The organism is Streptomyces sp. B1866, assembly GCF_031932565.1.
Classification (GTDB): domain Bacteria; phylum Actinomycetota; class Actinomycetes; order Streptomycetales; family Streptomycetaceae; genus Streptomyces.
Genome location: NZ_JAVSCF010000659.1, coordinates 1 through 320 on the forward strand (window position 1 = coordinate 1; position 320 = coordinate 320).

At 84.7% G+C, this 320-nt stretch carries 1 pseudogene; it reads right to left on the reverse strand.

From position 1 onward, the window contains the following. Positions 1-320, reverse strand: a pseudogene (locus RKE29_RS30930) (hypothetical protein); the annotation flags it as partial.

Sequence of the window (320 nt, forward strand, 5' to 3'; positions counted from 1 at the left end):
GCCGAACGGGCCGCTGCCGCCCGCGCCGACGGCGGCCGCGGGCACGCCGGGCACGCTGGGGACCGCGGGCGTCCCGGCCGGCGTCTCGTCGAAGGAGGTGACCTCGGGCGGGCCGAACGCCTCCGGCGGGCCGAACCCGGGCGGCGGCGTGGCCGCGGCCTCGGCCGCCATGGCCGCCGGGGCGTCCTCAAAGGGGGCCTCGGCGGGCGCCGGGGCCTCCTCGGCCGGTACGGGCTCCGCCGCGCCGTCGCCGACCGGTCCGGCCGCGGCCTCGCCCAGGCGCCGCGGGTCGGCCGGAGCCGCACCGGCCGGAGTCGCAC